Genomic DNA, 21956 nt, shown 5'->3' with positions numbered 1-21956 from the left:
GCGCGCGGGCGACCCGCGCGCCCCGGGACGACCGGGCACGGCCATGCCCCTGACCGGACGCCGTCGGGCACCGGACGCCGGGCGAAGGTGCCGGGCGGAGGGCCCGGTTCGACGGGACCCGGCTCGGTCAGGCGTCGAGCGCGGCGCGCAGCCGGTTCTCGTCGACGCGCCAGAAGTCGTGCTGGACGCCGTCGACGAGGGTGACCGGGATCATCTCCCAGTAGCGGGCCTGGTCCTCTTCGGAGGCCGTGATGTCGCGTTCCTCCCAGGGGACGCCGAGTTCCGCGGCGACCCGCTCGATCACCGCCCGCGCGTCGTCGCACAGGTGGCAGCCGGGTTTTCCGAGCAGGGTGATGCGATGATCCCGCGGTGACATGACCGCCACGGTAGCCGAGCGCGGTCCGGGCGCGCAGGGCCGGTCAGGAGACGGGCGAAGGGCCCGGGAACAGGGCGGGAGGAGGGGCCGGTCGGGGGACCGACCCCTGGCATGACCAAGATTGTGAACACTGACTTTGTGCATCGGTTCACAAAAGGACTAACCTGAATGACAGTGGCCTCACCTCGTCATCCGTCGCGTCCGGGCCACGCCGGCCGCCTGTCCCCCTGGAGCTCCGGCACGTGATCCGCCGTATGTCCCAAGCCCGCGAACGCGGCATACCCGAGGCGACCGTCGCCCGGCTGCCGCTCTATCTGCGCGCGCTGAACGGCATGGCCGAGCGTGGTCTGGCGACCGTGAGCTCGGAGGACCTGGCCGTCGCCGCGGGCGTCAACTCCGCCAAGCTCCGCAAGGACCTCTCCCACCTGGGCTCGTACGGCACCCGAGGGGTCGGCTACGACGTCGAGTACCTGATCTACCAGATCTCCCGCGAGCTGGGCCTCACCCAGGACTGGGCCATCGCGATCGTCGGGGTGGGAAACCTCGGCCGCGCGCTGGCCAACTACGGCGGGTTCGTCTCCCGCGGGTTCAGGATCGCGGCGCTCCTCGACCCCGACCCCGACGTGGTGGGCGACCACATCGCGGGATTGAACGTGGAGCACATCGACGAGCTGGAGGCCGTGATACGACGGCGGGGAGTGTCGATCGTGGTGCTCGCGACGCCGGCCGTCGCGGCCCAGCAGGTGGCCGACCGGGTCGTCGCCGCGGGGGTCACCAGCATCCTGAATTTCGCCCCCGTCGTACTTTCCGTGCCGGATGGCGTCGATATCCGTAAAGTCGACCTATCTATCGAACTGCAGATCCTGGCGTTCCACGAGCAACGCAAGACGGATCGGATGACGGGGGGGCCCGCGATGGCCGAGGAGTGGCCCGAGGCGGTGGACCTGTGACGGGGAACCCGAAGGGACACCGCGCAGGAGCCCGCGAGGCGCGCGGGACCGGCCACGCCCTCTTCGCCCGGGGCGGGGAGGGCCGATGAGCGTCCTCGTCGTCGGCCTGAGCCACCGGACGGCCCCGGTGGCCCTGCTCGAGCGGGTCTCGGTCTCCGGTGACGCGCTGGTCAAGCTGCTCCAGGACGTCCAGCGGGACGCCCACGTCGCCGAGGTCATGGTCGTCTCGACCTGCAACCGGGTCGAGGTCTACGCCGAGGTCGACCGGTTCCACGCCGCCGTGACCTCGATCTCCCGGATGCTCGGCGTCCACTCCGGCGTCCCGGTGGAGCAGCTCGCCTCCCACCTGTACGTGCACTACGAGGACCGCGCGGTCGAGCACCTGTTCTCGGTGGGGGCCGGGCTGGACTCGATGGTCGTGGGCGAGGGACAGATCCTCGGCCAGGTGCGCGCGGCCCTCAGGCTGGCCCAGCAGGAGGGCACGCTCGGCCCGACGCTCAACGAGCTCGTCCAGCAGTCCCTGCGGGTCGGCAAGCGCTCCCACACCGAGACCGGCATCGACCGGGCCGGCGCCTCCCTGGTGGGCGTGGGACTCACCCTGGCCGAGCGCGTCCTCGGACCCCTGCCGGGGCGGCGGGCCCTGGTGGTCGGCGCCGGCTCGATGAGCGCCCTGTCGGCCGCGACCCTGCAGCGGGCCGGCGTGACCGACATCGTGGTGGTCAACCGGACCCACGAGCGCGCGCTGCGGCTGGCCCAGACGGTCGGCGGCCGGGCGGCCGCGTTCGGCGACCTGGCGGCGGAGCTGGCCGGGGCGGACCTGGTCATCTCCTGCACCGGCGCCACCGACGTGGTCGTCACCGCCGACATGGTGACCGCCCGGGAGATGTTCCTGCTGGACCTGGCCCTGCCGCACGACATCGACCCCGCGGTCCGGCGGCTGCCCGGCGTGACCCTGGTCGACCTGGAGACCATGCAGGAGGGCGAGGCGGAGTCCGCCGACGACGGCCGGGCCGAGGCGATCGCCGCGGTGCGCGCCATCGTCACCGAGGAGGTCGGCGCCTACCTGTCGGCGGAGCGGGCCGCGCGCGTCACACCGACCGTGATCGCGCTGCGCAGCAAGGCGGCCCGGGTGGTCGAGGCCGAGCTCGGACGGCTCGTCGCGCGGGTCCCCGAGCTCGACGGGCGCGCCAGGGACGAGGTCACCCAGACCGTCAGGCGGGTGGTCGACAAGCTCCTCCACGAGCCCACCGTGCGCGTCAAGCAGCTGGCCGAGTCCCCCGCGGGCGATCATTACGCGGAGGCGCTGCGAGAACTGTTCAATCTTGACCCGAAGGTGCCCGAAGCGGTGCGGCGCATCGAGACGACGGCCGCCGAGCCGGGTAGGAACACCGAGCCGAGCAAGAAGGAGGCAGGCCTGTGAGCAGCGTTTCCCCTCCGCTCCGGCTGGGAACGAGGCGGAGCGTCCTGGCGACCACGCAGTCGGGCATGGTCGCCGACCGCCTGACCGAGCTGACCGGCCGCACCGTCGAGCTCGTGGGCGTCACCACCTTCGGGGACGTGACCAAGGCCGACCTCACGCAGCTCGGCGGCACGGGCGTCTTCGTCAGCGCGCTGCGCGACAAGCTGATCGAGGGGACGATCGACTTCGCGGTGCACTCCCTCAAGGACCTGCCCACCACACCCCACCCGCGCGTGGTCATCGCGGCGATCCCGCCGCGCGAGGACCCCAGGGACGCCCTGGTGAGCGTCGCCAAGCTGGCCGACCTGCCGTCCGGGGCGAGGATCGGCACGGGCTCCCCCCGGCGGATGGCCCAGCTCCGCGTGCTCCGCCCCGACCTCGACTACGTGCCCATCCGCGGCAACGCCGACACCCGGATCGGCAAGGTCACCTCGGGCGAGCTGGACGGTGTCGTGCTCGCCGCCGCCGGGCTCGGCAGGCTGGGCCGCGAGGCCGAGATCTCGCAGGTCTTCGAGGTCACCGAGATGCTGCCCGCACCCGGGCAGGGGGCGCTGGCCGTGGAGTGCCGCTCCGACCGCGCCGACCTCGTCGAGCTGCTGGGCGTGCTCGACGACGCCCCCACCCGCGCCGCGGTCACCGCCGAGCGCGCGGTGCTCAACGCGCTGGAGGCGGGGTGTGCCGCCCCGGTGGGCGCGTACTCGGCCTGGCGCGGGCACGAACTGATCCTGACCGCCGCCGTCGTCGCCGTCGACGGCGGGCGAGCGGTACGCAAGTCCGCCGCCGGTGGCTCTTCCGCGCCCATGGATCTCGGCCGCGACCTCGCGGCCGAGATGATCGCGGAAGGGGCCGGCACGTTGATAGGGGAGCAGGCACATTGAGCTCCGGAAGCACCACCTTCGAGCACCCGTCCGGGTTCGTCGCCTTCGTCGGCGCGGGCCCCGGTGACGAGGGCCTGCTCACGCTCCGCGGCGCCGACCTGCTCTCCCGGGCCGACGTCGTCATTCTCGACCGGGAGGCGTACGGGCCGCTGCTGCGTCACTGCGGCGAGAACGCCGAGATCGTCGACACGGCCGACGACGGCGCCGTCTCGCTGAAGGTCGTCAAGACGGCCAGGGGCGGCAGCGTCGTCGTGCGCCTGTGCGCCGGCGACCCGATGTTCTTCTCCTCGATCACCGAGGAGGTCGCGGCCTGCGTCAAGGCGGAGGTGGACTTCGAGATCGTGCCCGGCGTGCCTCCCGCGACGGCGGTGCTCACCTACGCCGGGATCCCCGCCGCGGTGTCGGTGCCCGAGTTCCGGGTGGTGGACGCGGCCCAGATCGACGACTGGTCGGCGTACGCGGGCGGGGCGGGCACCCTGGTGATCTACAACGGCGTCGCCGAGGCCGTGGCGATCGGCAAGGCGCTGATCGCGGCGGGCCGCCGCGACTCGACGCCGGTGGCGATCAGCGCCGCGGGCACCACGACCGAGCAGCACACCGTGGTGACCACGCTGGGCCGGATCGCGCCCGACCTCAAGCACGCCGGGATGAGCGAGCCCGCCCTGATCGTGGTCGGCGAGGCCGTCGGCATGCGCGACCGCCTGTCGTGGTTCGAGACCAAGCCGCTGTTCGGCTGGCGGGTGCTCGTCCCCAGGACCAAGGAGCAGTCGGCCGACCTGGTCGAGCAGCTGCGCTCCTACGGCGCGGTGCCCGAGGAGGTCCCCACGATCTCCGTCGAGCCGCCCCGCACCCCGCAGCAGATGGACCGGGCGATCAAGGGCCTGGTCACCGGACGCTACGAGTGGGTGGCCTTCACCAGCGCGAACGCGGTCAAGGCGGTGCGCGAGAAGTTCGAGGAGTACGGCCTGGACGCCCGCGCGTTCGCCGGGCTCAAGGTCGCGGCCGTGGGGGAGAGCACCGCGCAGGCGCTGGTGCGGTTCGGCGTCAAACCCGACCTGATGCCGTCCGGCGAGCAGTCGTCGGAGGGCCTGCTGGCCGAGTGGCCGCCGTACGACTCGATGCTCGACCCGATCAACCGGGTGCTGCTGCCGCGGGCCGACATCGCGACCGAGACGCTCGTGGCCGGGCTGACCGAGCTCGGCTGGGAGTGCGACGACGTGACCGCCTACCGGACGGTCCGCGCCGCGCCGCCGCCCGCGCCGACCCGTGAGGCGATCAAGGGAGGCGGGTTCGACGCGGTGCTGTTCACCTCCTCCAGCACCGTGCGCAACCTGGTGGGCATCGCGGGCAAGCCGCACAACGTCACGGTCATCGCCGTGATCGGCCCGCAGACCGCCAAGACGGCCGAGGAGTTCGGGCTGCGGGTGGACGTCATGGCCGACAAGCCCTCGGCCTCCGCGCTCGCGGCGGCGCTGGCGGCCTACGGCGCCGGTCAGCGGCAGGCCGCGGTCGCGGCGGGCGACGCCCCCCGCAGGCCCTCGCAGACCCGGCGGGGAGCCCGGCGCCGCGCGAAGTAACCTTGGACGCGACGGCCGCGACGTAGGCTGGGACGCGGCGGCACGGCACGGCGGGTCCCCGCGACCTCCGGTGGCTCCCTGGGTCTCCGGTGACCCGCGGTGGCTTCGGCGGCTCAGGTGACCCCGGTGACCTCGGTGCCCGTGCCGCGGGGGCGCCGCGGCCCGCCGCCTGCTCACCCGCGCCGTGGCGGACGACGCGCGCCGGCTCCCACCGGCGCACCGGCTCCGGCCACCGACGCACCGGCCGACGCCCACCGGCTCCCACCGGCGGTGCCGGGCGGCGGGTGGTGAGCCGGACCACACAGACGAGTTCCTCCGGCGCGGTCCCCCATCGGCCGGAGAAGAGGGGGAGAACACCATGACGGCCCAGTTCCCTGTCGCGCGTCCGCGCAGGCTCCGCCGCAGCGCGCCCATGCGCCGGATGGTCGCCGGCACCCGCCTGCACCCGGCGGAGCTGGTGCTGCCGATGTTCGTCAAGGAGGGCATCGCCGAGCCGAACCCGATCTCCTCGATGCCCGGCGTGTTCCAGCACACCCGCGAGTCGCTGCGCAAGGCCGCCTGCGAGGCGGCCGAGGCCGGGGTGGGCGGCCTGATCCTGTTCGGCGTCCCCGCGGTGAAGGACGCGCGCGGGTCGGCGGCCGACGACCCCGAGGGCATCGTGCAGCTCGCCCTGGCCGACCTGGTCTCCGAGGTGGGCGACGCGCTCGTCGTGATGGCCGACACCTGCCTGGACGAGTTCACCGACCACGGGCACTGCGGCATCCTGACCGACGACGGCGAGGTCGACAACGACGCCACCCTGGAGCGCTACGCCGCCGCGGCCGTGGCCCAGGCGCGGGCCGGGGCGCAGGTCGTCGCGCCGAGCGGCATGATGGACGGCCAGGTCGCGGCCATCCGGGCCGCGCTGGACGGCGACGGCTTCGAGCAGATCCCGATCCTGGCCTACTCGGCCAAGTACGCCTCGGCGTTCTACGGCCCGTTCCGCGAGGCCGCCGAGTGCGCCCCGCGGTTCGGCGACCGCGCCGCCTACCAGCAGGACGCGGCGGGGCCGGCCGGGGAGGCGCTGCGCGAGGTGCGGCTGGACCTCGCCGAGGGTGCCGACGCGGTCATGGTCAAGCCCGCGCTGGCCTACCTCGACATCCTGCGCCAGGTGCGCGACGCCGTGGACGTGCCGGTGGCGGCGTACCAGGTCAGCGGCGAGTACGCGATGGTCGAGGCCGCCGCGGCGAACGGCTGGGTCGACCGGGACCGGGTGATCATGGAGTCGCTGGTGGCGATCCGCAGGGCCGGGGCCGACCTGATCCTCACCTACTGGGCGACCGAGGTGGCCGCGAAGCTGCGGTGACGCCGGTGGCGCGTGCCCGGCGACGGTCGGGCGCCGGCGGTGGGGCGCCGGTGGCGCGTGCCCGGCGACGGTGGGGTGCCGACGGTGCGCGCCCGGCGACGGTGGGGTCCCGGTGAGGCCGGTGGCGCGTGTCCGGAGGCCGGGAACCGGAGGTTCGCCGTCGCAGGAGAAGGCGTGTGCGTTAGAGTGCGATGACCGGTGCGGATGTGTCCCAGGTGGCGTAGACCCTGGGCGATTTGACGTTCCCCACTGACCAGAGTGTGGACAGGTCCTCGCATCCGGACGGCACGCGGGATGCGCGGACGACGGAGGACGCAATGGTCGGGGTACCGCTGGTTCGTCGAAGCAGACGACACGGCCGTCCGAGGCAGGTGATCGACTCCGTGCTGGAGTACGCCGCCCTGGGCTGGGCGAGCTGCCTGGGTGCCCGGCCGCTGACCGGCGGGCCGCGCTCGTGTTCCTGTGACCGCGTCGGCTGTCCCGATCCCGGCGCCCACCCGCTCTCGCGTACCTGGCAGATGGAGGCCGGCACCGACCCGGCGCTGCTCACCGGCTGGTGGCGGCACGACCCCGAGGCGAACGTGGTCCTGCCGACCGGGCGGGTGTTCGACGTCTTCGACGTACCGCTCGCCGCGGGGCGCACCACCCTCGCGGCCATGGACTCCACCGGAGTCGTCCCGGGCCCGGTCGCCGTCAACGGCGACCGGGCCCTGTTCTACGTGGCCACCCGCAACGCCTCCGAGGACGAGGACGAGTGGTGGTCCTGCGCCCTGGACGCCGGTCCCTCGGTCATCGACGACATGCCCGGCCTGCGCTGGCACTGCCGCGACAGCTACGTGCTGGCCCCGCCCTCGATGCTGCCGGCCGGCCTGACCTGCTCGTGGCTGCGCCCGCCGGACCGCAGCCCGCTGCCGGACCCGCTCAGGGTCCTGGACCTGCTCGCCGACGTCTGCGACTGAACGGCCACCCGTCACCCGGCGTCCGGTGCTTGTCACCCGTCACCCGTCACCCGGCGTCCGGTCACAGGGAAACGCCCAGGCCGGCCTCGCGGGCGCGGCCGATCTCCTCGGCGCACGCCTCCTTGAGCAGGTAGCCGCGCGCCCCGGCGCGCACGGCGGCGAACACCGAGTCGTCGTCGCGGAACATCGTCAGGACCAGCACACGACCACCACCAGAGTGACGTGGACCAGGATGCCGTCGAGCACGGTGTGGACGCCGGGCGGCCGGTCTCTCGGCCGCCCGGCGGGGGTGTCGTCACTGCCATTCACGAAGGATCCCGTACGCGGTGTCCCGTCGTCCTGGGACCGCTGTCCCGTTCGCACGGGTCCCGCACCGGGACCGGCGGGTCACCCGGGGACCGGTTCCACGCGGCCCGTACGGGTACGCGGGGGAGCGGATTGCACAGGGCCCCGCACCGGGACGGGCGGTTCGTCCGGTGGGACGGATTCCGTGTGGCCTATCACAGCGTGGGTGGTTCGTCCGGTGGGACGGACCGGGCGTTTCCCTGGCTACCCTTGTGGGCGTGAGCCGTACCGAGAACTCCGAGGACCTGTTCGCCCGCGCCCGCGAGATCGTCCCGGGAGGCGTCAACTCCCCGGTCCGCGCCTTCGGTGCCGTGGGCGGCACGCCGCGTTTCATGACCTCGGGCCAGGGCCCCTACATCACCGACGTCGACGGCAACCGCTATGTCGACCTGGTCTGCTCCTGGGGGCCGATGATCCTCGGCCACCGGCACCCCGCGGTGATCGAGGCGCTGCAGGAGGCGCTGCGCGACGGCACCTCGTTCGGCACGGCCACCCCCGGCGAGGTCGAGCTCGCCGAGGAGATCGTCGACCGGGTCGAGCCGGTGGAGAAGGTCCGCCTGGTCAGCTCCGGCACCGAGGCCACCATGTCGGCCGTACGGCTGGCGCGCGGCTTCACCGGCCGCTCCAAGATCGTGAAGTTCGCCGGGTGCTACCACGGCCACGTCGACGCGCTGCTCGCCTCGGCGGGCTCCGGCGTGGTGACGTTCGGCCTGCCCGACACCCCCGGGGTGACCGGTGCCTCGGCGGCCGACACGGTGGTGCTTCCCTACAACTCGGCCGAGGCGGTCACCGAGGCGTTCCGGACCCTCGGCGACGAGATCGCCTGCGTGATCACCGAGGCGTGCCCGGCCAACATGGGCGTCGTGCCGCCGCTGGACGGGTTCAACGCCACGCTGCGCGAGCTGTGCACCGAGCACGGCGCCCTGCTGATCATCGACGAGGTGCTCACCGGCTTCCGGGTGTCGGAGTCCGGCTGGTACGGGCTCGACCCGGTCGAGGGCGACCTGATGACGTTCGGCAAGGTGATGGGCGGCGGCCTGCCCGCCGCCGCGTTCGGCGGGCGCGCCGACGTGATGGCCCATCTCGCCCCGGAGGGCCCGGTCTACCAGGCGGGCACCCTGTCGGGGAACCCGCTGGCCTGCGCCGCGGGTCTGGCCACTTTGCGCGCCTGCGACGAGGGGGTCTACGACCAGGTCGACGCCGCCGCCCTGGTCATCGGCCGCGCCACCGCCGACGCCCTGGCCGCGGCCGGGGTGCCGCACCGGCTGCAGCGCGCCGGAAGCCTGTTCTCGGTCTTCTTCACCGAGGAGCCGGTCACCGACTTCGCCGTCGCCCAGACCCAGAACACCGCCGCCTACCGGGCGTTCTTCCACGCCATGCTGGACCAGGGCGTCTACCTGCCGCCGTCGGCGTACGAGGCGTGGTTCCTGTCGTCGGCCCACGACGACGAGGCCCTCTCCCGCATCGCCGACGCCCTGCCCGCCGCGGCCAAGGCCGCCGCCCAGGCCCTCTGAGCCCCTATTCGGGCAGGTCGCCGAGGTCGACGGTGACGGGGAAGGGCACCGGCACGGTCAGCCGGTCGTGGTGGATGCCGGTGAGCGCGTACACGCGGGTGGCGGGGTCGAGTTCGTAGACGTAGACCACCGGGGAGCCGCCGTTGTTCTCCACCCGCCAGAAGTGCGCGATGCCCGCATCGGCGTAGCGGGACGGCTTGGTCCTGCGGTCCCGCTCCTCGGACTCGGGGGAGACCACCTCGACGACGAGGTGCACCTCGTCGGGGGTGTAGAACGTCCGGTCGTCGTCCTCGGCGACCTTGGCGTCGACGACGACGACGTCGGGGCAGGGACGCATCCGGTGGCCGAGCCTGACGTCCATCCGCGTCACGACCGTGACGTGCTCGGGAGCCCGGGCGTTCAGGGCGACGCGAAGGCCGGACAGCACACGCTGGTGAAAGCGCTTCTGAGGGGCCGCGAAGACGAGGGCTCCGTCGATGAGTTCGACGTTCCTGAAGAAGTCGGGTTCGCCGTCCGGTCCCTCCGGGGGGAGGCGGTCGAGGTCGTCGGCGACCCACCCCCACGGCGGGGGGAGGGCCAGTATTCGAGTGCGGCGTCAACGGAGGTCGCCGTGTCGTCGCCGCCGTCACCGGGTGTGTTCATTCATGTCCTCTCCGCTGCGCTCGCCCTATTCTCTTCCGTCTCCTCCCGAGGGGGAGCCGGAAGCGGGGAAGGGGAGGTGGTGCGGCGGGGGCGGGTGCCGGCGTACAGGACGCCGCAGATGATCAAAGCACCGGCGGCGAGCCTGAGCGGGGTGATCTGCTCGCCGACGAACAGGGCCGCCGAGGACATGCCGAACACCGGCACCATCAGGGCGGTCGGCGCGACCACCGAGGCGTCGTAGCGCTTGAGCAGGAAACCCCAGACGGCGAAGCCCGCGAGGGTGGAGACGAGCGCCACGTACAGCAGCGAGAGGCCGCCCTCCACCGAGAACTCCAGCCGGGGCACCCCCTCCACGACCAGGCTCAGCGCCAGCATCGGAGGGGCGGTCACCGCGCTGAGCCAGACCATGAAGCGCAGCGAGTCGGGCGGCGAGGCCTTCCTGACCACGATGTTGCCCAGGCTCCAGAAGAACGCCGAGCCGACCACCAGCAGGAACGCGCCGATCGGGCCGCCGGCCCCGAGGTCGGTGGCGATCAGCGCCAGACCGGCGAACGCGACCGCCATGCCGGCGACCCGCCGCCGGGTCAGCCGCTCTCCCAGCAGCGTGACGGCCAGCACGGCGGTGAAGACCGCCTGCACCTGGACGACGAGCGAGGTCAGCCCGGCGGGCATGCCCGCCCGCATGCCCGTCAGCAGCAGGGCGTACTGGCCCGCGCCGAGCGTGGCCCCGGCCAGGAGCACCTTCCGCCAGGGCACCCCGGGCCCGCCGACGAACAGCAGGGCGGGGAAGGCGGCCAGCGCGAAGCGCGCCGCCACGAAGAACAGCGGGGGGAAGTGCCGTAACCCGACCTCCATGACCACGAAGTTGAGACCCCACACGATGGTGAGGCCGACGGCCAGGAGCAGGTGACGGGTACGCATTCGCCCATCGTGGTCGATAGCGACATTTCAGAACAAGTTAGTATTTCTTGCCGGGGTCGTTTAGGCTTGCTACATGTTGGATCTCAACCGGCTCAAGGCCCTGCACGCCGTCTCCGTCTACGGCTCGGTGGGCGCCGCGGCCGAGGCGCTCATGGTGACCCCCTCCGCGGTCTCGCAGCAGCTCGCCAAGCTGGAACGGGAGACCGGCGCGACCCTGCTGGAACGCAGCGGGCGCGGGGTACGGCTGACCGACGCCGCCGGGCTGCTGGCCGACCACGCCGAGCGCATCCTCGCGCTGGTCGAGACGGCCGAGGCCGACTTCGAGGCCCTGCGCGGGCAGGTCGTGGGACGGCTGAGCATCGGCGCGTTCCCCACGGCGGCCCGGGGGCTGATGCCCGCCTCTCTGACCCTCCTGCACACCCGCCACCCCGACCTGCGCCTGGAGCTGACCGAGCGCGAGCCCGAGCGGCAGGTCCGCGAGGTGAGCAGGGGCGAGCTCGACCTGGGGGTCATCCAGGACTGGATGAACCGCCCGGTGGCGATCCCCGAGGGGCTCTCCCGGGCGACGCTGTTCGACGACATCGCCGACGCGATCCTGCCCGCGTCCCACCCGCTGGCGGACCGCGCCGAGATCGAGCTGGCCGAGCTCTACGGGGAACGGTGGATCAGCTCCACGCCCGGCACCATCTGCCACGACTGGCTGGTCCACACGCTGCGCTCGGCCGAGCTGGAGCCGGACATCGCCTGCATGGCGGACGAGTGCCCGACCCAGATGGCCCTCGTCGCGGGCGGGCTGGGCTGCGCGATCATCCCCCGCCTGGGCCGCGACTACGTCCCTCCGGGGGCGCGGGTGGTGCCGATCAGGTCCCGCCCCACCCGCAGGATCTACGCGCTCTGGCGGACCGACGCCGCGCGCCGCCCGGCGATCCGCGCCGCGGTCGAGGCGCTGAAGGTCGTCGCCGCCGACTTCCAGAGCCCCGTACCCCCCGGTGGGCCCGCGCCGTCCGCGCGGCCCGCCGCCGCCCCCGCGACGGCGCTCCCGGAGCCGTCCCCCGCCCTGTCCTCGGCCCCGTCCCCCGCGCTGTCCCCGGTGACGCCCTGACGGACGACCCCCGCGACCTCGTCCGGGGGCGAGGCGCGAGCGGGCCCACGGGAGCGTCCCCGCCCGTCCGTCCCGGCGGGCCCACCTGCCCTGTCATCGGCCCGGCACCTGTCGGTAGGCTGGCGGCACCATGGCTGAGACCACCGTCGTCCACCTCCTGCGTCACGGCGAGGTGCACAACCCCGACAACGTCCTGTACGGCAGGCTCCCCGACTACCACCTGTCCGACAACGGCAGGCAGATGGCCGAGACGGTCGCCAAGACGGTCGCCGGCCGCGACGTGACCGCGATCTTCTCCTCCCCCCTGGAACGCGCGCGGGAGACCGCCGCCCCGCTCGCCGAGGCCTTCCGGCTGGACGTCACGATCGACGAGCGCCTCATCGAGGCCGAGAACATCTTCGAGGGCCTCGCCCTCGGGCGCGGGGACGGTCTCTTCCGCAACCCGCGCTTCTACCGCTACCTGTGGAACCCGCTGCGCCCCTCCTGGGGGGAGCGCTACACCCACCTGGTCAGGCGGATGAGCGCCGCGATCGTCGGCGCCCGCAGGGCGGCGCGCGGCCATGAGGCGATCATGGTCAGTCACCAGCTCCCGATCTGGACCATCCGGCTCGCGGCCGAGGGCAGGCGCCTGCCGCACGACCCGCGCCGCAGGCAGTGCGGACTGGCCAGCCTCACCTCGTTCTCCTTCGAGGGAGACCGGCTGATCAGCGTCGGATACAGCGAGCCGGCCGCGGCGCTCGTCAAACGCCCCACTGTGCCGGGCGCCTGACCGCGCCGGTAGAGTTACCGCTCTACCGGTTGTAGTACAGGGAGCCTCCGTCACCCATGCGCGCCACATCCTTCGCCGCCGCCGCGCTGCTCGTCGCCATGGCCGGATGCGCCGGATGCGCCGGAAACCAGGGATCGCAACCCCAGACCGGTGACACCCGCTTCGTCCCCGGTGACGGCAAGGTCACCATGTTCCAGGCCGCCGACCGCAAGGCCGCCCCCGCGGTGGAGGGCGAGACCCTCGACGGGGGCACCGCCTCGCTGGCCGCCCACCGCGGCAAGGTCGTGGTGATCAACTTCTGGGCCTCCTGGTGCGCCCCCTGCCGGGCCGAGGCCCCGGTGCTCAAGGAGATCTCCGCCGCGAAGAAGGCCGACGGCGTGGTGTTCCTCGGCATCGACTTCAAGGACCGCAAGGCCGACGCCCTGGCGTTCGAGCGCGGCCACAAGCCCGGTTACCCGAGCATCTTCGACCAGCCGGGCAAGGTGGCGCTCTCCTTCCAGGGCACGGTCCCGCCCGCGGCCATCCCCTCCACGCTGATCATCGACCGTCAGGGCCGGATCGCCGCCAGGGCCCTCGGCGCGGTCACCTACAGCGACCTGATGAACGCCGTCACCAGGGTCGGCGATGAACGCTGACCTGGTGGGCACGGTCGCCGGCGGCTCGCTGGCCCTGGCGCTGCCGATAGCGGTCGCGGCCGGGCTGGTGTCGTTCCTGTCGCCGTGCGTGCTGCCGCTGGTCCCCGGCTACCTGTCGTACGTGACCGGCATGAGCGCCGACCCCAGGCGGGGGCGCATGGTGGCCGGGATCGTGCTGTTCGTCCTGGGATTCGCCTCGGTGTTCGTGGCCGGAGGCGCGCTCTTCGGCGGGCTCGGCGCGGCGCTGTTCGAGAACGCGGGGATCATCACCCGGGTGCTCGGCGCCCTCACGATCGTGCTCGGCCTGGCCTTCATGGGGGTCGTCCCCGGCCTGCAGCGCGACCTTCGCATCCGGCGGGTCCCGGCCGCGGGCCTGGCCGGGGCGCCCCTGCTCGGCCTGGTCTTCGGCCTCGGCTGGACCCCCTGCATCGGCCCCACCCTCGCCGTCGTGCTCACTTTGGGCCTGAACGAGGGCAGCGCCGGACGCGGCGCCGTGCTCGCCTTCGCGTACGCGCTCGGTCTTGGCCTGCCGTTCGTGGCGGCCGGGCTTGCGTACAGCAGGGCACTGCGGACGTTCAAGGCGGTACGGCGGCACTCGCAGCTGATCACGCGCGTGGGCGGCGTCATGCTGGTCGTCGTCGGGGTGCTGCTCGTCACCGGGCTCTGGGAGCAGCTCGTCGCGGCCATGCAGGGCTGGGTCGGCGGATTCGAGCCGGTGATCTGATGGAGCGCATCGACCACAGGACAGTGGATCCGGCGACGACGGAGGCCGTGGATCGGGGTCGCCCGGCGGGAATCGGCGTCGTGGGCTGGGCGCGCTGGTTCTGGCGGACGCTCACCTCCATGCGGACCGCGCTGATCCTGCTCTTCCTGTTCGCCCTGGCCTCCGTGCCCGGCTCGATCTGGCCGCAGCGCGGCGTCTCGGACGCCAAGGTCGCCCAGTACTTCGCCGACGACCCCGTGCTGGCCGGATGGCTGGACCGGTTCTGGCTGTTCGACGTGTTCCAGGCGCCCTGGTTCGCCGCGATCTACCTGCTGCTGTTCGTCTCCCTGATCGGTTGCGTGCTCCCGCGCACCGCGGCCCATCTGCGGGAGCTGCGCAGGAAGCCGCCCCCGGCGCCGCGCAACCTGAGCAGGCTGCCGCACCACGCCTCCTTCCCGTCGCACCTGACCGCGGACGAGGTGGCCGGGCGGCTGCGCGCGCGGCGGTTCCGGGTGACCACGGGTCCCGGGTGGGTCGCGGCGGAGAAGGGCTACCTGCGCGAGAGCGGCAACCTGCTGTTCCACGTGGCCCTGCTCGGTCTGCTGGTCGCGGTCGGCGCCGGTGCGCTGTACGGCTACCGGGGGAACGTGCTGGTCGTGGAGGGCGAGGGGTTCGCCAACACGGTCGCGGCCTACGACCGCTACCTGCCCGGCCCGCAGGTGAGCGCCGAGTCGCTGGAACCGTTCTCCTTCACCGTCGAGGACTTCCAGGCGACCTACATCGCCAAGGGGGAGAGGGCCGGCCAGGCCCTCGACTACGCGGCCAGGCTCAGGGTCGAGGACGTCCCCGGGTCGGCCGCCCGCGAGCACCTGCTGAAGGTCAACGAGCCGCTGGACGTCAACGGCACGCTGAGCTACCTGATCGACCACGGCTACGCGCCGACCTTCAAGGTCACCGACGGCAAGGGCCAGGTGGCCTTCGACGGGCCGGTGGCCTGCCTGGTCGTCGAGCCCGCCACCTTCACCTCCGAATGCGTGATCAAGGTTCCGGACGCGCTGCCCGAGCAGCTCGGCCTGCTGATCGCCTTCCTGCCCACGACCGTGCCGATGGGCCCGGAGTGGGTCTCGATCTTCCCGGGCGCCGCCAACCCCACCGCGCAGGTGTACGGAGCCTTCGCCGGTGACCTCGGCCTGAGGAGCGGCCGGCCGCAGTCGGTCTACGAGCTCGACCCGGCGAGCCTGAAGAAGATGAAGCCGCTCCTGATGAAGGCCGACCCGCTGAAGGTCGGCGCGAAGCTCACGCTGCCGGGCGGGGCCGGCTCGATCGAGTTCACCGGGGTCAGGGAGTGGATCGCCCTGCAGGTCGCCTACGACCCGGGCAGGATGCCCGCCCTGGTCTCCGCGGTCCTCGCCGTGGCCGGCCTCGTGCTGACCCTGACCGTCCGCCGCCGCCGCGTGTGGGTACGCGTCCACGACGCCTCCTCCGGGGGAGGCGGTGGCCCGCGTCGCGTCGAGGTGGGCGGCCTGACCCGTACCGAGGGCGGCGACTTCGGCGAGGAGTTCACCGAGATCGTCTCCTCCCTGAACCCGGACTCCCTGAACCCGGACTCCCTGAACCCGGACTCCGCGAACCCGGACTCCGCGAACCCGGAGTCCCCGGGCACGGCCGTCCCTGACACGGAGCCCTCGGACGAGAGGCCCCCGTCCGGGCAGGCTCCCGGGAAGACGTCTCCGGACGGACCGTCCCCGGACGAGAGGTCCCCGGACGAGGAGTCTCCCGGTGCGGGGCTCTCGGACGGGGAATCACCGGCGGGGCGGCCCGCCGGCGGAAAATCACCGGTCCAGGAACCGGCGGACGAGGAACCACCGGACGCCGGGCGTCCGGACCGGGGACGTCCGGACCAAGGACCTTCGAATCCAGGAGTGCAGGATGCCCGCTGAGGTCGATGCCGGCCTCGCCACGTTGAGCGACCAGCTCATCCTGGCGACGGTGCTGCTCTACGTCTTCGCAATGATCGCCTACGCCCTCGACCTGGCCTTCGGCCGATCCGCGAGGACGCAGGCCGGTGCCGCGCGGCCCGTGCCCGTCACCGTCGGAGCCACCGGCGCGGCCACCGCCGGGGAGGGCGGAGCCGCTCCCCTGCCGGACGGCGGTCCGGCGCGCGGGCCCGTGGACAGGGAACCTCCGGCCTGGACCAGGTGGGCGGGTCCGGCGGGCGTCGCGCTGAGCTGGCTCGGCTGGACCGCCAACCTCGCCTCCCTGCTCACCCGCGGCCTGGCCGTGGGCCGCTGGCCGTGGGGCAACATGTACGAGTTCGTGGTTGCCATGTCCTTCGCGGCGATGAGCGCGTTCCTGTTCATGCAGCTCCGCTACCGGATCCGCTTCCTGGGCGCGTTCGTCGCGGTCGCCGCCGCCCTGGGGCTCGGCTTCGCCGTCCGTTACCTGCACGTGCAGGCCGGTCCGGTGGTGCCCGCGCTGAACTCCTACTGGATCGCGATCCACGTGTCCGCGGCGATCATCGCCAGCGGGCTGTTCATCCTGGCGGGCGTCTCCGGCATCCTCTACCTGGTCAGGAAGGACGGCTCGGTCCGCCTGCCGTCCCGGCCGGACCTGGAGCGGGTCGCGCACCGGGCGATCGTGATCGGCTTCCCGATCTGGACCTTCGCCGTCATCGCCGGCGCGCTCTGGGCCGACAAGGCGTGGGGCCGGTACTGGGGCTGGGACCCCAAGGAGATCTGGGCGTTCATCACCTGGATCGCCTACGCGGCCTACCTGCACGCCAGGGCCACCGCGGGCTGGAAGGGCAGGGCGGCCATGATCGTTCAGCTCGTCGCCTTCGGGTGCCTGCTGTTCAACCTGGTCGGGGTGAACATCTTCCTGGGGGGCCTGCACTCCTACGCCGAGGTTCCCGGCTGAGCCCCGGTCGTACCGTCACCCCGGTGACGCGGTCACCGTTCTCCCGGCCGGGCCTCCGGCCGGGAGACGATCCTCGGTCCTCGTCGCGGCTCGCCGGTCGGCCTTTGCCGCCGACACGGCGGCACCCGGCCGGGAGGGGGGATTCTCAGTCCTCGTCGCGGAGCCGGCGGTCGAGGTCCTTGAGGAAGTCGGGGTCGTCGTCGGGACCCTTGGGAGCCGCGGGGCGCGGGGGCCTCTCGGGCAGCGGCAGTGATCGGGGTGCCCGGGGGCCGGTCGGCCGGCCGAGCAGAAGCCAGAAGATCCCTCCGACGACCGGCATCAGCACCACGATGACCGCCCAGAGCAGCTTGGGCAGGTTCCTGGATTCCTGGTCCGGCGTGGTGATGACGTCGAACAGGCAGTAGAGCCAGAAGGCGAGGGTCGCCAGACCGACAAGCATGGGCATGCCCGAACTGTAAGCCATCGCGAGAACCACTGCGGTCGGCCTTCCGTCACGGACGGCCGCGGGGGCCGCCGTCCCGGGGTGCGAGATGAAGATCGGGTGACGGACCGGGACCGGCTCCCGGTTACGGGTGACCGCCGGGGGGAGCACCCCGTACCGTAGAGGCGTTGCCACGTCCCCAGGGGGTGTGATGGCACATTCGGGCGACAAGGGCCGCCATCGACGGCGGTGGTGGCAGCGGAGTCCGGCTCCGCGTGCCGAGAGTCCCCTGCGGGGGAGTCCGCGTGAGGTCTCGCGCGAGGCCGAGCGCGGGGTGGGCACGGTCACCGCTCCGGTGGTCGACCGCCCGCAGTACACCTGGAAGGACTTCGAGCTCGACGACGAGCGTCCCCGGGCGCAGCCCAACTCCCCCGACGTCCCGGACCTGGGTGACGGCCTGCGCCACTGCGGGCGGCTGGAGCGCATCCTGCACCGCCAGTGGGACGCGCGGCGCGAGGTGCCGACGCCGGAGGTCGTCCGCGCGGTGGAGAGCCTGGCCAGGTTGCCCGAGGCGCTCAAGGACAGGCTGGCCGAGGGCCTGGACGGGATCTACGTCGGCGCGGGCGGCGTGCCGGACCTGGACGACATGGGCTACCTGCGCGGGGCCCCGCTCCCGTCGGGCCGGGCGACCTGGGACGTCTGCGCCGGCGCGTACGGCGACCGCAAGATCGTGGTGGGGGACCGGCCCTCGCCCACCCCCGACGTGATGATGCACGAGGTCGGGCACGCCCTGGACGACGTGGACGCCCCGCACGGCGACTGGGTCTCCGACTCCCCGGAGTTCGCGGCCCTCTACGACCGGTGCGTCCCGATGCTGGCCTCGGGGTTCCACCTGCAGTCCGGTGACCTGGGGCGCAAGGAGTTCTTCGCGGACGCCTTCGCCGCGATCGTCTCCCGCCAGCGTCCCGCGCTGGTCGACATGCTCGGCGGTGACACGCGGATGGCGCTCGACGTCATGTTGTTCTTCAACCGGCGCTACGGAATCTAGGTGATCTGGGATGTACGTCGTCAGGCTCGCCGACGGGACATTGCGCGTACCGCACACCCTGGCCAGCGAAGACGGGCGTCTGATCGGCAACGCCTACGTGGAGGTGTCCCCGGGGGATCCCGACTACGAGCGCTGGCTGGCCGAGTCCCTCACCGAGGAGGAGTGGGCCGATCGCCGCAGGCGCTGGCTGAAGGAGAACGACGAGCTCGAACGGGAGTTCCTGGCCTTCAAGGCCGAGCAGGAGACCTGGACGGGCCGGGACCCGGAGGAGCCGGACCGGATCGTTCCGGGGGCTCGGGGTGACTCCGCGAACGGGACACGGTGAGGGGGGAGGTCACCGTCGGTGTCGATCGATGCCGTTCGATGTCGCTTGTCGTCTGTCGTTCGTGAGGTGTCGTGTGACGTTCCGGACGACTCCACGGTGACCCTGCGGCTTCCGGGTAAGGCGCGCAGGATCACCGATGGTGTGACGTCCTAAGTCGTCAGACGCGCGGGGACTCGCCTGCCGGCCGTTCGGCCGTCAAGACGTCCTCTCCACGCAGAAGGGCGTGCACTTCCGACTCGCGGAAACGCCGGTGCCCTCCGGGGGTACGGATGCTGCTGATACGGCCTGCCGCGGCCCAGCGTGTAACCGTCTTTGGGTCGACCCGAAAGAGGGCGGCAACCTCTCCGGGCGTCAGCAGACGCTCGCTGCTACTCTCCACAATCTCTCCCCCTCGCATCCCGCTTCCTGCCAGCGGGCGGACAGGTAACCAGTGTGCCGAGCGAAGCCTGATTTATCCGTGGTTTTCAACAAAGATCACGGGTTGTTATCGACTGCCTGCCCGATTGTTATATGATAGAGCCTTTTTGAGACGCTCGTGGGTGTTTCTTTACGAAACTGATCTCTTGTGAAGACTAGCAGTGCTCGCAGTCGATGCGAAGGGTGTCTGCCAGGCCGCCCACGATCGTGCCTGGAGGAACGGGTGGCGTAACCTCGATGGCGTGCATCCCGTCATCGTTTACACCGCGTCCCGGGCCGGCCTGCTGATCGTGAGCCTGGGGGTGCTCTATATCCTCGGCCTGCGCCAGCCCCTGGTCCTGCTGGTCGCCGCATTCCTGGTCAGCGGGGTGGCCAGTTACGTCCTGCTCTCGAAGCAGAGGGACGCGGTGAGCGAGCGAATCGCTAAGAATCGGGAGTGATCGGCAACGGGAACATGCCGACTCGGGCATGGTACTCGTGACCAAGCCGGGTTGTGTCACTACCAACGAGTAATCCACCACGATGGGCCAGGAATGCCTTGACTCCGATTCCTGGATCACGGGTGGGGTTCCATGTCAGCGCCCTGCCGGTGCGCGGATGGATCGCCCCGATGCCCGGTCGCGCCACCGCGCCGGGGCCGGCGGAGTCGCGCCCGCGCGGATTGTCCAGCCATCGCTGGTGCCCGCCGACGTAGACGGCCGCCCCGGTCGCGGCCACCGCGTAGAGCGAGTCGCCGCCGGTGTGGTTCACCCAGGTCGGCCGCACCGGCCCGGTCCCGCCCGTCTCGAAGCGCGCGGCGGTGTCGCACATCCTCTCCGGCCCCATGGGCCCGCCGGTCGTGACGACGGCGAGGTGGTCCCCGCCGGGGGAGAAGTCCAGGCCGCGCAGGTAACCGGGGAAGTCCGACCGGCACCGGCCCCGGTAGGCGTCGGTCCGCCAGGGCGCGACCGCCGCCGGTGAGACCGTCACGTCCACCAGGGCGAGCTGGGGACGCGGCAGGCCGCCGAGGACGGCGAAGTCACCGGCCACCGCCAGCCTGGCGCGGCTCAGGGCGAGCGCGTGGACCCTGGTCCTGCCGCCCCTGGGCGCGGCCGGTCCGATCGTGAACGCCGGGTCGGCCACGCCGGTCACCGCGTCCAGCCTGGCCAGCGCGGTGCGCGGGACGTCCCCGACCGCGGTGAAGTCGCCGCCCGCGTAGAGGGCGCGGCCCGCCCTGACCAGGCTGGTGACCGTGCCGCCCCGCGCCTGCGCGCCGAAACGGGCCACCGCCGAGCCGTCGGAGAGCCGCAGCAGGGCCAGGCCGCGCGTCCACCTCCCCCCGGCGGTGGTGAAACGGCCGCCCGCGTAGACGGTGCCGCGCACCCCCGCGGCCAGCGCCTGGACGGGGCGGTCGGGCTGCGGGACGAACCCGGGCAGCACCCGGCCGGTGGCCAGGTCGTACGCGAAGAGGTTGTGGCGCCGGAGCGTCCCTGAGCGGCCCGCCTCGCGCACCTCGGTGAACGAGCCGCCGACCACCACCGCGCCGTCCACCAGTGCCAGGGCGTTGACGATCCCGTCGAGCACGTGCGGGGTGGTGTCCACCGGGTCGGCCGAGACGACCCGCGCGTGCCCGGCGCCGCCGGCCGCGTACCGGCCGGAGACCGGAACCGGAACCGAGGCCGGGGCCGGGGCCGGGGCCCGGGGGGCGACCGGGATCAAGACGGGGGCCAGGGCGGTGACCAGGGAGACGACCGGAACGGAGAGGCTGCTGGCAAACATTTGACAATACTTAGCACGCGAAGGGTGACCGCCCGCCTACTTTCCGTGGATCGTCCGCGCGGGCCTAGTCTTGGTCCATGACGCGCGCTTCTCTGGACAAGCAGCCGCACGAGGTCGCCGCGATGTTCGATCGCACGGCCCGGCGGTACGACCTGGTCAACGACGTTATCTCGCTGGGGCAGGTCAGGCTCTGGCGCAAGGCGGCCGCCGCGGCCGTCGACGCCGGGCCCGGCGAGGTGGTCCTCGATCTCGGCGCGGGCACCGGCACCTCCACCGACGCCTTCACCGGCCTGGGCGCCCGCGCGATCGCCTCGGACTTCTCGCTGGGCATGCTGAGCACCGGGGTGCGGCGCCGTGGGGGCTCGGGCATATCCGGCGGCGGCGTCCGGGGCGTCAGCTTCGTCGCGGGCGACGCGCTCCGGCTGCCGTTCGCCGACGACGTCTTCGACGCGGTGACGATCTCCACGGCGCTGCGCAACGTGCACGACACCGCCGGGGCGCTGCGCGAGATGTACCGGGTGGCCAGGCCGGGCGCGCGCCTGGTCATCCTGGAGTTCTCGCACCCGACGCCCAGGTCGTTCGACCTCGTATACTCGCGGTACCTGATGAGGCTGATGCCGCAGGTCGCCAAGGTCCTCGGGTCCAACGACGACTCCTACGAGTATCTGGCGGAGTCGATCCGGGCCTGGCCCGACCAGGCCGGCCTGGCGAGGATCATCCAGGGAGCGGGCTGGGAGCGGGTCGCCTGGCGCAACCTCAGCCTGGGCATCGTGGCTCTTCACCGGGCCTACAAGCCCGAGCGCGAGCCCGCGTAGAAGGTTGCCGATCCGTAGCCGCACCCACCTGACACTTTGCTCCGCAAAGGCGTTAGACTTCGGCCCGACAAGTTTGTGAAG

23 protein-coding genes and 1 pseudogene are annotated in these 21956 nt (G+C 72.5%); 17 read left to right on the top strand and 7 right to left on the bottom strand.

What is annotated here, in order from left to right:
• Nucleotides 1–127 precede the first annotated feature (127 nt).
• On the bottom strand, nucleotides 128–376 hold the full coding sequence (locus ACLQ2R_RS01575; protein ID WP_386239907.1) for a glutaredoxin family protein: 249 nt from the start codon (nucleotides 374–376) through the stop codon (nucleotides 128–130).
• 254 nt (nucleotides 377–630) lie between these two features.
• Here ACLQ2R_RS01575 and ACLQ2R_RS01570 point away from each other — a divergent pair, with 254 nt between their 5' ends.
• The 6 genes from ACLQ2R_RS01570 (at nucleotide 631) to ACLQ2R_RS01545 (ending at nucleotide 7544) form a co-directional block, all read left to right on the top strand.
• Complete coding sequence (locus ACLQ2R_RS01570) at nucleotides 631–1326, top strand: redox-sensing transcriptional repressor Rex (protein ID WP_425957449.1); 696 nt, start codon at nucleotides 631–633, stop codon at nucleotides 1324–1326.
• Nucleotides 1327–1411: 85 nt separating this feature from the next.
• A complete protein-coding gene (locus tag ACLQ2R_RS01565; RefSeq protein ID WP_425957448.1) occupies nucleotides 1412–2746 on the top strand; it encodes a glutamyl-tRNA reductase in 1335 nt (444 codons plus the stop codon).
• Complete coding sequence (gene hemC / locus ACLQ2R_RS01560) at nucleotides 2743–3663, top strand: hydroxymethylbilane synthase (RefSeq protein WP_425957447.1); 921 nt, start codon at nucleotides 2743–2745, stop codon at nucleotides 3661–3663. Before ACLQ2R_RS01565 ends, hemC begins: the two co-directional genes overlap by 4 nt.
• Nucleotides 3660–5240 carry a uroporphyrinogen-III synthase gene (locus tag ACLQ2R_RS01555; RefSeq protein WP_425957446.1) on the top strand — a complete coding sequence of 527 codons (1581 nt, stop codon included), beginning with the start codon at nucleotides 3660–3662 and terminating at the stop codon, nucleotides 5238–5240. The genes hemC and ACLQ2R_RS01555 overlap by 4 nt, the downstream gene beginning before the upstream one ends.
• Before the next feature lie 358 nt (nucleotides 5241–5598).
• Nucleotides 5599–6585 (top strand): porphobilinogen synthase, encoded by a 987-nt coding sequence (hemB, locus tag ACLQ2R_RS01550; protein WP_425957445.1) that lies wholly within the window; start codon nucleotides 5599–5601, stop codon nucleotides 6583–6585.
• 317 nt (nucleotides 6586–6902) lie between these two features.
• Nucleotides 6903–7544: a bifunctional DNA primase/polymerase gene (locus ACLQ2R_RS01545; RefSeq protein WP_425957444.1), complete on the top strand. Its 642-nt coding sequence runs from the start codon at nucleotides 6903–6905 to the stop codon at nucleotides 7542–7544.
• Nucleotides 7545–7626: 82 nt separating this feature from the next.
• Here the strand turns inward: ACLQ2R_RS01545 and ACLQ2R_RS01540 are convergent.
• A pseudogene (locus ACLQ2R_RS01540) lies at nucleotides 7627–7746 on the bottom strand (DNA-binding response regulator); the annotation flags it as partial.
• A 361-nt stretch (nucleotides 7747–8107) separates the two neighbouring features.
• Between ACLQ2R_RS01540 and hemL the strand changes: the two are divergent.
• The gene (gene hemL, locus ACLQ2R_RS01535) at nucleotides 8108–9403 is read left to right on the top strand and encodes a glutamate-1-semialdehyde 2,1-aminomutase (RefSeq protein ID WP_425957443.1); all 1296 of its coding nucleotides are present in this window, start codon (nucleotides 8108–8110) and stop codon (nucleotides 9401–9403) included.
• 4 nt (nucleotides 9404–9407) lie between these two features.
• Here the strand turns inward: hemL and ACLQ2R_RS01530 are convergent, their stop codons facing one another.
• Together ACLQ2R_RS01530 and ACLQ2R_RS01525 are read right to left on the bottom strand one after the other, a co-directional pair.
• Nucleotides 9408–9881: a Uma2 family endonuclease gene (locus ACLQ2R_RS01530; RefSeq protein WP_425958148.1), complete on the bottom strand. Its 474-nt coding sequence runs from the start codon at nucleotides 9879–9881 to the stop codon at nucleotides 9408–9410.
• Nucleotides 9882–10045: 164 nt separating this feature from the next.
• Nucleotides 10046–10966, bottom strand: coding sequence for an EamA family transporter (locus ACLQ2R_RS01525; RefSeq protein WP_425957442.1), 921 nt, complete (start codon nucleotides 10964–10966; stop codon nucleotides 10046–10048).
• Nucleotides 10967–11039: 73 nt separating this feature from the next.
• Here ACLQ2R_RS01525 and ACLQ2R_RS01520 point away from each other — a divergent pair, with 73 nt between their 5' ends.
• From ACLQ2R_RS01520 to ccsB, 6 genes are all read left to right on the top strand, one after another.
• Nucleotides 11040–12068 carry a LysR family transcriptional regulator gene (locus tag ACLQ2R_RS01520; protein ID WP_425957441.1) on the top strand — a complete coding sequence of 343 codons (1029 nt, stop codon included), beginning with the start codon at nucleotides 11040–11042 and terminating at the stop codon, nucleotides 12066–12068.
• A gap of 130 nt (nucleotides 12069–12198) precedes the next feature.
• Nucleotides 12199–12837 (top strand): histidine phosphatase family protein, encoded by a 639-nt coding sequence (locus tag ACLQ2R_RS01515; RefSeq protein ID WP_425957440.1) that lies wholly within the window; start codon nucleotides 12199–12201, stop codon nucleotides 12835–12837.
• A 56-nt stretch (nucleotides 12838–12893) separates the two neighbouring features.
• A complete protein-coding gene (locus tag ACLQ2R_RS01510; RefSeq protein WP_425957439.1) occupies nucleotides 12894–13472 on the top strand; it encodes a TlpA family protein disulfide reductase in 579 nt (192 codons plus the stop codon).
• Entirely contained in the window at nucleotides 13462–14196 is a 735-nt protein-coding gene (locus ACLQ2R_RS01505; protein WP_425957438.1) for a cytochrome c biogenesis CcdA family protein, read from the top strand. The genes ACLQ2R_RS01510 and ACLQ2R_RS01505 overlap by 11 nt, the downstream gene beginning before the upstream one ends.
• A gap of 47 nt (nucleotides 14197–14243) precedes the next feature.
• Nucleotides 14244–16115 carry a cytochrome c biogenesis protein ResB gene (locus ACLQ2R_RS01500; protein WP_425957437.1) on the top strand — a complete coding sequence of 624 codons (1872 nt, stop codon included), beginning with the start codon at nucleotides 14244–14246 and terminating at the stop codon, nucleotides 16113–16115.
• Nucleotides 16105–17091, top strand: a complete 987-nt coding sequence (gene ccsB / locus ACLQ2R_RS01495) for a c-type cytochrome biogenesis protein CcsB (RefSeq protein ID WP_425957436.1) — start codon at nucleotides 16105–16107, stop codon at nucleotides 17089–17091. Before ACLQ2R_RS01500 ends, ccsB begins: the two co-directional genes overlap by 11 nt.
• A gap of 145 nt (nucleotides 17092–17236) precedes the next feature.
• Here the strand turns inward: ccsB and ACLQ2R_RS01490 are convergent, their stop codons facing one another.
• On the bottom strand, nucleotides 17237–17536 hold the full coding sequence (locus ACLQ2R_RS01490) for a PLD nuclease N-terminal domain-containing protein (RefSeq protein WP_425957435.1): 300 nt from the start codon (nucleotides 17534–17536) through the stop codon (nucleotides 17237–17239).
• 187 nt (nucleotides 17537–17723) lie between these two features.
• On the opposite strand from ACLQ2R_RS01490, the gene ACLQ2R_RS01485 reads away from it, so the two are divergent.
• Nucleotides 17724–18560, top strand: a complete 837-nt coding sequence (locus tag ACLQ2R_RS01485) for a hypothetical protein (protein ID WP_425957434.1) — start codon at nucleotides 17724–17726, stop codon at nucleotides 18558–18560.
• 10 nt (nucleotides 18561–18570) lie between these two features.
• Nucleotides 18571–18885, top strand: coding sequence for a hypothetical protein (locus tag ACLQ2R_RS01480; RefSeq protein ID WP_425957433.1), 315 nt, complete (start codon nucleotides 18571–18573; stop codon nucleotides 18883–18885).
• Nucleotides 18886–19042: 157 nt separating this feature from the next.
• On the opposite strand, the gene ACLQ2R_RS01475 is transcribed toward ACLQ2R_RS01480, so the two are convergent.
• On the bottom strand, nucleotides 19043–19282 hold the full coding sequence (locus ACLQ2R_RS01475) for a BldC family transcriptional regulator (RefSeq protein WP_012887349.1): 240 nt from the start codon (nucleotides 19280–19282) through the stop codon (nucleotides 19043–19045).
• 262 nt (nucleotides 19283–19544) lie between these two features.
• Between ACLQ2R_RS01475 and ACLQ2R_RS01470 the strand changes: the two genes are divergently transcribed.
• Nucleotides 19545–19742: a DUF4229 domain-containing protein gene (locus ACLQ2R_RS01470; RefSeq protein WP_362800458.1), complete on the top strand. Its 198-nt coding sequence runs from the start codon at nucleotides 19545–19547 to the stop codon at nucleotides 19740–19742.
• On the opposite strand, the gene ACLQ2R_RS01465 is transcribed toward ACLQ2R_RS01470, so the two are convergent.
• Complete coding sequence (locus ACLQ2R_RS01465) at nucleotides 19726–21060, bottom strand: hypothetical protein (protein ID WP_425957432.1); 1335 nt, start codon at nucleotides 21058–21060, stop codon at nucleotides 19726–19728. The two genes, ACLQ2R_RS01470 and ACLQ2R_RS01465, sit on opposite strands and share 17 nt — an antisense overlap.
• A 77-nt stretch (nucleotides 21061–21137) precedes the next feature.
• Between ACLQ2R_RS01465 and ACLQ2R_RS01460 the strand changes: the two genes are divergently transcribed.
• Nucleotides 21138–21875, top strand: coding sequence for a demethylmenaquinone methyltransferase (locus tag ACLQ2R_RS01460; protein ID WP_425957431.1), 738 nt, complete (start codon nucleotides 21138–21140; stop codon nucleotides 21873–21875).
• Nucleotides 21876–21956: the final 81 nt, after the last annotated feature.

It is taken from the genome of Streptosporangium sp. DT93, from assembly GCF_049844535.1.
In the GTDB taxonomy this organism is placed as follows: Bacteria; Actinomycetota; Actinomycetes; order Streptosporangiales; family Streptosporangiaceae; genus Streptosporangium.
This window is presented reverse-complemented; position numbering and strand designations above follow the sequence as displayed.